The organism is Anoxybacillus thermarum (genome assembly GCF_000836725.1).
Classification (GTDB): domain Bacteria; phylum Bacillota; class Bacilli; order Bacillales; family Anoxybacillaceae; genus Anoxybacillus; species Anoxybacillus thermarum.
In genome coordinates this window covers 1-9994 of record NZ_JXTH01000076.1, presented here as the reverse complement: position 1 = coordinate 9994, position 9994 = coordinate 1, and the positions used below count along the sequence as shown (strand labels likewise).

The window sequence follows — 9994 nt, the reverse complement described above, 5'->3', positions numbered from 1 at the left end:
TCCAAAAGGGCCGCCAACAAGACAGCGAACACCTTTTGAAGAGTTCTGACTAATTGTTCCTCCAGCTCTTTTAATAAAGGCCATTCTGTGGTAAAATGTTTCATGGACTCTCTCCCTCCTGTTTTATTGATGTTGGTCATCACCATCATAGCAGGGAGAGAGTCCTTTTTGCATGACATTTGCTTTTTTCTACCGCGCTTCGCTTGGTGGCCCCGACGAGCGTCGCGAACAAAAGTTCGCAACCCTCGTCGGGGAATCATTCCTGAATGTCACCCACAAATATTTTACTCACACATAATAAAACTTTGCGCTTTTCGACATTTTCCGCTAATATGAGAGTAGCATTTCTTCACACGTATTTCACATTTATTATACAGTTTTTACTAGGCATTTGCTAGATAAAATTTTGCGTTAAGGAAGTGAACACATTGCAACGGCTTTTAAAATGGTTTGCGGTAGCGACGACAATCGGCATGCTTTTCGTTTTAATTGGTGGGGCGCTTGTGACGAAAACAGGATCAGGGATGGGCTGTGGTCGTTCGTGGCCGCTCTGCCACGGGCAGCTCATCCCATCAAACATTACATCTGAGTTGCTCATTGAATTAAGCCATCGCATCGTCTCAGGCGTCGTCGGATTGATGGTGCTTATTTTATCGATTTGGTCATGGAAAGCGATCGGACATATTCGTGAAACGAAATTTTTATCCGTCGTTTCGTTCGTGTTTCTCGTTTTGCAAGGGCTCATTGGGGCGGCTGCGGTTGTATGGGGGCAATCGGACGTCGTGCTTGCGCTTCATTTTGGTATCTCGCTCATTTCGTTTGCGGCTGTCTTTTTATTAACGTTGTTTATTTTTGAAGTAGATAAAAAATTTGATGCCGCATCCGTTGTGCTCGATCGTACGATGACATTTCATATTTACGGCATTATTGCATATTGCTATATCGTCGTCTATACCGGAGCGCTCGTTCGCCATAAACAAGCGAGTTTAGCGTGCCCAAGTTGGCCGTTTTGCGCACAAACGCGGTTATTCCCGACACAACTGCATGAATGGGTGCAAATGGGACACCGTTTTGCAGCCGGATTATTGTTTCTTTGGATTTTATGGGCAACGATATACGCAATGAAACGATATAAACATCAGCCGATTATGTACTGGGGCTGGCTCATCGCGCTCATTCTCGTCAGCTGCCAAGTCGCAACAGGGGCGCTCGTCGTCTTTACGGGGTTAAACTTATACGTCGCTTTAGCTCATGCGTTTTTTATTTCATGTTTATTTGGTGTATTAAGTTACTTCGTGTTATTGGCGACACGTAGCAAAAAAGAAAAAGAGGTCGGCCATCAAGCCGTTCCATCTGCCGTATTAAAATAAAAGAACGAGGAAATCCCTCGTTCTTTTATTTTTCCGCTAATTCAAGCAATAAATCGCCTGTTTGGATGGCGTCGCCGCCTTTGACGTAAATGTCTTTCACAATACCAGAAAACGGTGCTTGCACAGTCGTTTCCATTTTCATCGCTTCGGTAATCATTAAATGGTCACCTTTTTTCACTTTTTCCCCTTTTTCAACAAGCACTTTGACAACTGTCCCCGGCATCGTCGCAGCAATATGGTTCGGATTGTTGCGATCCGCTTTCACACGCGCCACGACAGTTGTTTTAATGCTTTCGTCTTTCACGACAATTTCACGCGGTTGACCGTTTAGTTCAAAGTATACGACTCTCGTTCCGTCCGCTTGTGGCTGACCGATCGAGACGAGTTTGACGATTAACGTTTTTCCTTTTTCGATTTCAATTTCAATTTCTTCACCGAGACGCATGCCGTACAAAAACGTCGGCGTATCAAGCACAGATAAATCACCGAACTGTTCGACCGTATGGGCATATTCCACAAACACTTTCGGATATAGCGCATAAGCTAACACATCATAGTCGGTCACTTCACGCTGGACGATATGATATAACTCTTCGCGCAACTTCTCAAAGTCGACCGGCTCTAACAGTTCGCCCGGACGAACAGTAATCGGTTCACGCCCTTTTAAAATGATGCGCTGCAACGTTTCTGGAAATCCACCATGCGGCTGACCGAGGTAGCCTTCAAACAGTTCAACGACGGAATCTGGGAAATCAAGCGTTTCACCGCGCTCGTAAATGTCTTGTTCGGTTAAGTTGTTTTGCACCATATATAGCGCCATATCGCCAACAACTTTCGATGATGGCGTCACTTTGACGATGTCGCCAAATAAATCGTTGACGCGGCGATACATTTCTTTTACTTCATCCCAACGGTCCCCTAAGCCAACCGCCTTCGCTTGTTGTTGAAGATTGCTATATTGTCCGCCTGGCATTTCGTGCATATATACTTCCGTATGCGGCGCGTTCATGCCGCTTTCAAAGTCGACGTAATATTTGCGCACATCTTCCCAATAACGCGACAATTTCTCAAGCGATGCGATATCGACTTCCGGTGCACGTTCCGTTCCTTCAAGCGCATAATAAAGCGTGTTTGCGCTCGGTTGCGACGTTAAACCAGCCATTGAGCTTACCGCTACGTCAACAATATCGACTCCTGCTTCAATTGCTTTGGCGTACGTATAAATGCCGTTTCCGCTCGTATCGTGTGTATGCAAATGAATCGGAATGTCGACGACTTCTTTTAAAGCGGAAATAAACGTATAAGCTGCTTGTGGCTTTAATAGTCCCGCCATATCTTTAATCGCTAAAATGTGGGCACCGGCTTGCTCAAGCTCTTTTGCTAACTGTTTATAGTAGTTGAGATTGTATTTTGTGCGCGTTGGGTCGAAAATATCGCCCGTATAACAAATCGCTGCTTCCGCCACTTTTCCTGTTTGACGTACCGCATCAATGGCAACCGTCATTCCTTTTACCCAGTTTAAACTATCGAAAATGCGGAATACGTCAATGCCTGCTTCCGCCGATTGCGCAACAAACTCCCGAATGACGTTATCTGGATAGTTTTTATATCCGACCGCATTCGACGCGCGAAGCAACATTTGAAACAAAACGTTCGGAATTTTTTCGCGCAATTGAATTAAACGATCCCACGGATCTTCTTTTAAGAAGCGATAAGCTACGTCAAACGTCGCTCCGCCCCACATTTCCATCGAAAATAGTTGCGGCCATAAACGCGCGGTCGGCTCAGCAATGCGCAACAAATCGTTTGTGCGCACGCGCGTCGCTAAAAGTGATTGATGGGCATCACGAAACGTCGTATCTGTCAACAACACGCGCTGTTGTTCTTTTATCCATCGAACGAGCCCGTCTGCCCCCTGTTCATCTAAAATTTGTTTCGTTCCTTTTGGCATCGGTTCAATATGGTTTACTTTCGGAATGCGCGGCGGATCAAATACCGGCTTTTTCTTTTTCCCGATACCTGGAAAACCGTTCACCGTAACCGTTCCGATATACGATAACATTTTTGTTCCGCGGTCTTTCCGTTTCGGGAACACAAATAGCTCTGGCGTCGTATCGATAAACGACGTATCGTATTCGCCTGTTAAAAACTTCGGATGTTGCACGACGTTTTCTAAAAACGGAATGTTCGTTTTAATGCCGCGAATACGAAACTCGCGCAAGTTGCGCAACATTTTTGCTGCCGCTTGTTCAAACGTTAACGCCCACGTCGTCACTTTGACTAACAGCGAATCGTAATATGGCGTAATGACGGCACCTTGAAAGCTATTGCCTGCATCTAAACGAACGCCGAAGCCGCCGCCTGAACGATACGCCATAATTTTTCCTGTATCTGGCATAAAGTTGTTTAGCGGATCTTCTGTCGTCACGCGCGATTGAATCGCATATCCGTGAACGCGAATGTCTTCTTGTTTCGGAATGCCGACGTTTTCGCTATGTAGCGCATGTCCTTCCGCGATTAAAATTTGCGATTGGACGATATCAATCCCTGTAATCATTTCTGTAATCGTATGTTCGACTTGAATGCGCGGATTTACTTCAATAAAGTAAAATTCATCGCCAGAAACGAGAAACTCAACCGTTCCTGCGTTCACGTATTGCACGTTTTTCATCAGTTTCACTGCCGCTTCGCAAATGTCTTCGCGAAGCGCTCTTGAAAGCGATACGCTTGGCGCCACTTCAACAACTTTTTGATGGCGGCGTTGCACCGAACAATCTCGGTCATATAAATGAACGATGTTGCCGTATTCGTCACCTAAAATTTGCACTTCAATATGTTTTGGGTTTTCGATTAATTTTTCGACATATACTTCATCGCTGCCAAATGCCGCTTTCGCTTCCGATTTCGCTCGCTCATACGCTTCTTTCACTTCCGCTTGCGAGCGAACGATGCGCATTCCGCGTCCACCGCCGCCTAATGCTGCTTTAATGATCATCGGATAACCGTATGTCTCGCCGAAGCGCACGACGTCCTCCAAGCTTTGCACAGGCCCGTCGCTTCCCGGAATGACCGGAATGCCGGCTTGTTTCGCTTGGTGGCGCGCTTTTACTTTATCGCCAAACATATCTAAATGCGCTTGTTTCGGCCCGATGAAAATGATGCCTTCTTCTTCACATCGTTTCGCAAATTCGATGTTTTCCGATAAAAAGCCATAGCCCGGATGAATCGCATCGACATTATGCATTTTCGCGATTTCGATAATGCCTTCAATGTCTAAATATGCTTCAATCGGCTTTTTTCCTTCTCCAACTAAATACGCTTCATCCGCTTTGTAGCGATGGTACGATCCTGCATCTTCGCGCGAATAAATGGCAACGGTGCGAATCCCTAGTTCGTTGCAGGCGCGAAATACGCGAATCGCAATTTCTCCACGGTTTGCAACAAGTACTTTTTGAATACGCCTCATATGCATCCTCCCCCTATCCTTCATATAAAAACTATAACGAATTTTCTGTATTTGTAAATACAATTACGAAAAAGAAATATGATTTTTTTGAATATTGCTTTGTTTTTCTGTTTTATGTTTTTGTTCATAATTTGTTACCGCTGCGATGTTTGCCAGCACTCCGGCACACATCATTAGTAAAACGAGCGATGAACCACCGTAACTGACAAACGGCAATGTAACCCCTGTCAGCGGGATGAGCCCTGATATTCCACCTAGGTTGACGAACGATTGAACGCCAATCATTGTTGAAATGCCGATCGCTAATAAACTGCCAAACGCATCTTGGCACCTTCTTGCGATCCAAAAGCCGCGCAAGACGATAAACGATAAGAGAAGGAGGACGAACGAAACGCCAAATAGCCCAAGCTCTTCCGCGATCACCGCCATAATAAAGTCGGTATGCGCTTCTGGCAAATAACCGTATTTTTGAATGCCTTGTCCAAGTCCGAGCCCTTTTAATCCACCATTTCCGATCGCAATGTACGAGTTGGTGAGTTGGTATCCTTCGTCTTTTGCATACTTAAACGGATGCAAAAAACCGTCAATGCGCGATAAACGCTCTTTCGTAAACACGCGATCGTATATAACCGGACCGGAAATCACCGCGACAACTCCGAAAATCAAAGCAAACAGAAACAACTGTTTCATCAATAACCGTTTGCTTGCGGCGGAAGAAAGGATGATGACCGCACAAATCACGCCGATAATGAACATCGTACCGACGTCTGGTTGAAGGAAAATGAGTAAGCAAATAAACAACATATAGTAGATTGGAAATAGGACGTCTTGCGGCGATGTTTGTAATTTTTTTTGCTTGTTTGCTAATACTCCGCTTAAATATATGATTAACCCGATTTTGGCAAACTCCGCTGGTTGAATGCTAATCGGACCGATTTTAATCCAGCTTGTCGCGTTGTTTACGGTATGGCCGAACAAAAGGACGTAAATGAGGGGCAAAGGCATGGCGAAAAAAACGAATTGTAAAAACTTTTTGCGCGCATAATGTTTATACGGAACAAATGAAGTAAATAAAAAAATGACTGCACCGATGATCCATGCCCATTTTTGTTTTTGGAAAAAATAATCGCTCGCCGTATGAAAACGAGTAACGGCCGTAATCATGCTCGCGCTATATACCATCACAAGACCGAACAACGACAATAAACATATTGCGATAATAAGCGGATAGTCATAGTATTTCATAAACATTTTCAATCGCATCGAGATCCCATCTTCCCTTTCAATTTCTTATTTGCATTGTACTACAAAACAGAAAAAACCCAAACGAAATTCGTTTGAGTTTTTGTCATTTTTTCGTCTTTTTCGTGCACGCTTCATGCAATGCCGAAAGTTCGCGCTCTAGTCGGTCTAAAATCGCCTTCCCGTCCTTTTCATCGACAAGCCCTAAACGGACGGCAAAATCAATTTCACGGGATAAACCGAACATTTGCGTATCTAACACTTCCTCATATAGCGGGCATTGCGGCATCGTTAAATGATCCATTTGCACTTGGATCAGCTTCACAATTTTTTCCGCATCCGCTTGCAACAACGAATAGGCTCTTTCTCGAAAGTTTATCGCCACTTCAGGCGTCACGTTGACCCCTCCGTTCCGTACGTTCCTGTTCCTTCATCTTATCGTGAATACGAAAAAAATGCAAGCATCGTGTCTTGACGAACAATTTTACAAACAAGCGCTTTCATCATATAATGAAAGGCAGATAGGGGGAATGAACATGGTCATCGTCATTAAAGGGAACGTTAAATTTACGATTACACTCGATCCGAGCGTATGGATTTTTGATGATCGCAAAGTAGATGTACATACTTATTTTACACGTCATCCGCAAATAGAACAACGAGAAGACATAGATGACATTCAAAACATTTCAGCGTATTGGGACCGCGAAATTCAAGAAGGAGCCGTATCTCCTCCAACATTGCAAACAGAAAAACAGTTTGAAAAAGAAAAAATATTATCTGGTACGTTCGGCATGCCGTTTGCCCCATTTTTGCGCAACGCGGAACCGAACGACGATGCCAAGCGTTTCATCATCGTCACAGAAAACGGCGATACGACCATTCCGCTTGCCGAAGCTTATGAGCTGTTATTATGTTTTGCAAAAGACGGCAAACCGCTAAAAGAAGACGGGCCTGTCCATATTTATTTCGGTGATGGCTCAAATCGCGACAATCCGATCACGCACGTGCGGGCATTTATCGTCGAGTGAAAAGAGGCTTTTCGCCTCTTTTCTTTATAAAAGGTCGGCGGCAAGTTGCGCGAGCGATGATCGCTCTCCTTTAATTAATCGAACGTGCCCGGCCACTTTTTGTTCTTTAAATTTTTCAACGACGTATGTGAGCCCGTTATTATATTCGTCTAAATATGGGTGATCGATTTGGGCTGGGTCACCCATTAACACAATTTTGCTTCGTTCCCCGACGCGCGTTAAAATCGTTTTTACTTCATGTTTCGTTAAGTTTTGCGCCTCGTCAATAATAATAAACTGCTCTGGAATGCTTCGACCGCGTATATACGTGAGCGCCTCCACTTCAATAGAACCCATGCCTGATAAAATTGCATCAAGCTCACCCGGCTTTTTCGTATCAAATAAAAAGTGTAAGTTATCAAAAATTGGCTGCATCCACGGTCTCAATTTTTCTTGCTTCTCCCCCGGCAAATAGCCGATATCTTTTCCGACAGGCACAATCGGACGGGCGACAAGCAATTTTTTATATAGCCGCAAATCTTCCGTCTGCATCAATCCTGCCGCTAACGCAAGTAACGTCTTTCCTGTCCCTGCTTTTCCGATGAGCGTCACAAGCGGGATATCTGTGCGCAACAACAATTCAAACGCCATCGTTTGCTGGACGTTGCGCGGACGAATGCCCCAAATATGATCGTAATGAAACACAAGTTTGCGCGCTTTTTTTCCTGTATGATCGACGATGCCAAGCGCCGACGAAGAGCCGCCAAGCGCATCTTTCATGACGATAAATTGATTCGGATAAAACGGATGGTTCGTAATTTCCGAAAGCACTAATTCACCTTTTTCATAAAAGCGCCCTAAATGCTCCGGACTTATGTACAAATCTAAAAAGCCGGTATAAATATGGTCAATTTCAACGACGCGATCGCTTAAAAAATCTTCTGCCTCTAGCCCGATCGCATCTGCCTTTACGCGCACGAGCGCATCTTTGCTAACTAAAATCACCGGGCGACCGTCTTCTTTCGTTTGTTCTTCAAGCAATAAATTTTTTGCCACCGCTAAAATGCGGTTGTCGTTCGTTTTTTCAACGAAAATTTCTTGCAGTTGTTGAAACGAGCGATGGTTCAATTCAATGCGCAACACGCCGCCATTTTCGAGCGGAATTTTTTCATGCAGTTTTCCATTTTGTCTTAAGTTATCGATAATTTTAGACACTTGGCGCGCATTTCTGCCTACTTCGTCCATATACCTTTTTTTTGAGTCGACTTCTTCTAATACGACAGCCGGAATGACGACTTCGTTATCTTGAAAGGAAAAAATAGAATACGGATCTTGTAAAAGCACGTTTGTATCTAATACGTATATTTTTTTGCCCACGCTTTTTCCCCCTTGACGACCGTCATTGGACGGGATTGTTGTTTATATATATGATCGGACGCATAAAGATAGAAGAAGTTTTGCAAAATAAAGTTAAAGACGAAAAGGGGTGGAACAATTGAAATATATAATCGTATTCATATTGCTTTTCATGAGCGCCTGCGGACAACAAGCGCAACCGAATAATCGCGATTCGCTCGTTCATGTGAAAAATACGACAAATGAGCGAATCGTGAACAAATCCGGTCAGCAAATTGCTCGCCATCTTGCGCATCTGGCTAGCAGCGTCCCAAATGTCAACGATGCGACCGTATTAGTTGTCGGGAAATATGCGTTAGTAGGCATTGATGTAAACGCCAAGCTTGACCCGTCGCGCGTCGGGACTGTGAAATATTCCGTTGTAGAAAGTTTGCAAAAAGATCCGTACGGGGCGAATGCAATTGTCATTGCGGATGCGGATTTAAATGCGCGGCTGAAAGCGATTCAAAAACAAGTGGAAAACGGAAAGCCGATTCAAGGATTTATGGATGAGCTCGCCGCCATTGTCGGACGCGTTATGCCTGAAATTCCGAGCGACTTTTTACAAACGAAAAATCCACGCTCTACAAGACAAAACGATGATCAGCTGAATCGAAACGAGCAAAATCAGTTAGAAAAAGAGCAACAAAAGCAATCAAACGACCATATGAAATAAGCCGAGCGTATCGCTCGGCTTATGCTTGTTTTAAGGCGCTCATCACTTGTTGATCGAGCTTGGCAGCAGCTTGTGCATCGTACGTTTTTTCGTATTTCGGTTCGACTGAAATTTTTGCACCGTAAAACATGACATCGCGCACTTCTTCAATGTCAACTTGAATGGCAGCTAGTTTTAGCGGAACGTTTTCTAGCTTTTCTACTTTCACATGCGCTTTTCCGCTAATGGAATACGTTGATTCGTTGGCGATCAAAACGATCGAAATTGCTGGGTTAGCCTGCACGTTTGCGACGATGCGTGAACGTTGATCGACCGCAAAATACAATCGGTCAGGGGTTGGGGCGTACACCCAAGAAATCGCACTTGTATTTGGCGCACCTGTTTCATGATCGATCGTGCATACGATGACAAATCGTTCTTTTTGCAGCGCTTGGAATAACGGCTCAATTAATGTTGGTTCTACCGCATTTGGCATATGTATCCCTCCTCTTTTTTATCATACCTTTTTTTCACACAGTTTCAAACAATATGATATACTAGGAGTCAGTCAAGACTTTGTGGAGAACATTTTTTCGGTTCACTACGGGTGTTGTCAATCACTAGTTAGCGAACCATTTTCAGGAATTGATATCGTAAGCGCTTTTGGACTCTCATCCCTCATCTTGAAGTGATGATATTGTATTCCATTTTTTTACACCCAACCAAAATCCCGAAGCGCCGACAACGCTTGATGGATCGGCGTCCCGGATGACCGCTGCAGACACGGTAGATTCTGACGCACCACATCTGCCCACAACCGTCCTGCCTTCCGTTTGGCCTGTTCAACCCGCTTGGA

Annotated in this window: 8 protein-coding genes and 1 pseudogene; 3 read left to right on the top strand and 6 right to left on the bottom strand. The window is 44.4% G+C overall.

The features are described from left to right. Positions 1 to 428 precede the first annotated feature (428 nt). The gene (locus tag LH47_RS13165) at positions 429 to 1370 is read left to right on the top strand and encodes a COX15/CtaA family protein (RefSeq protein WP_167333789.1); all 942 of its coding nucleotides are present in this window, start codon (positions 429 to 431) and stop codon (positions 1368 to 1370) included. 25 nt (positions 1371 to 1395) lie between these two features. On the opposite strand, the gene pyc is transcribed toward LH47_RS13165, so the two are convergent. The 3 genes from pyc to LH47_RS13150 all read right to left on the bottom strand — a co-directional run bounded on the left by pyc (position 1396) and on the right by LH47_RS13150 (position 6475). Next, a complete protein-coding gene (pyc, locus tag LH47_RS13160; RefSeq protein WP_043968259.1) occupies positions 1396 to 4842 on the bottom strand; it encodes a pyruvate carboxylase in 3447 nt (1148 codons plus the stop codon). Positions 4843 to 4899: 57 nt separating this feature from the next. Further along, the gene (gene ftsW / locus LH47_RS13155; protein WP_084221339.1) at positions 4900 to 6099 is read right to left on the bottom strand and encodes a putative lipid II flippase FtsW; all 1200 of its coding nucleotides are present in this window, start codon (positions 6097 to 6099) and stop codon (positions 4900 to 4902) included. Between the two features lie 85 nt (positions 6100 to 6184). Next, positions 6185 to 6475, bottom strand: a complete 291-nt coding sequence (locus LH47_RS13150; RefSeq protein WP_043968255.1) for a YlaN family protein — start codon at positions 6473 to 6475, stop codon at positions 6185 to 6187. 139 nt (positions 6476 to 6614) lie between these two features. Here LH47_RS13150 and LH47_RS13145 point away from each other — a divergent pair, with 139 nt between their 5' ends. Further along, the gene (locus tag LH47_RS13145; protein WP_084221338.1) at positions 6615 to 7109 is read left to right on the top strand and encodes a molybdopterin-binding protein; all 495 of its coding nucleotides are present in this window, start codon (positions 6615 to 6617) and stop codon (positions 7107 to 7109) included. Positions 7110 to 7133: 24 nt separating this feature from the next. Here LH47_RS13145 and LH47_RS13140 read toward each other — a convergent pair whose 3' ends face one another. Further along, positions 7134 to 8465, bottom strand: a complete 1332-nt coding sequence (locus tag LH47_RS13140; RefSeq protein ID WP_043968252.1) for a PhoH family protein — start codon at positions 8463 to 8465, stop codon at positions 7134 to 7136. A gap of 109 nt (positions 8466 to 8574) precedes the next feature. On the opposite strand from LH47_RS13140, the gene LH47_RS13135 reads away from it, so the two are divergent. Continuing rightward, positions 8575 to 9159 carry a YhcN/YlaJ family sporulation lipoprotein gene (locus LH47_RS13135; RefSeq protein ID WP_043968251.1) on the top strand — a complete coding sequence of 195 codons (585 nt, stop codon included), beginning with the start codon at positions 8575 to 8577 and terminating at the stop codon, positions 9157 to 9159. Between the two features lie 19 nt (positions 9160 to 9178). On the opposite strand, the gene LH47_RS13130 is transcribed toward LH47_RS13135, so the two are convergent. Together LH47_RS13130 and LH47_RS15550 are read right to left on the bottom strand one after the other, a co-directional pair. After that, entirely contained in the window at positions 9179 to 9634 is a 456-nt protein-coding gene (locus tag LH47_RS13130; protein ID WP_043968245.1) for a pyridoxamine 5'-phosphate oxidase family protein, read from the bottom strand. A gap of 216 nt (positions 9635 to 9850) precedes the next feature. Beyond that, positions 9851 to 9994, bottom strand: a pseudogene (locus tag LH47_RS15550) (UPF0236 family protein); the annotation flags it as partial.

Bases quoted from the DNA above. Each gene is read 5' to 3' on its own strand.
- pyc (WP_043968259.1), bottom strand. From the start codon at position 4,842: ATGCATATGAGGCGTATTCAAAAAGTACTTGTTGCAAACCGTGGAGAA.
- LH47_RS13130 (WP_043968245.1), bottom strand. From the start codon at position 9,634: ATGCCAAATGCGGTAGAACCAACATTAATTGAGCCGTTATTCCAAGCG.
- LH47_RS13145 (WP_084221338.1), top strand. From the start codon at position 6,615: ATGGTCATCGTCATTAAAGGGAACGTTAAATTTACGATTACACTCGAT.
- ftsW (WP_084221339.1), bottom strand. From the start codon at position 6,099: ATGCGATTGAAAATGTTTATGAAATACTATGACTATCCGCTTATTATC.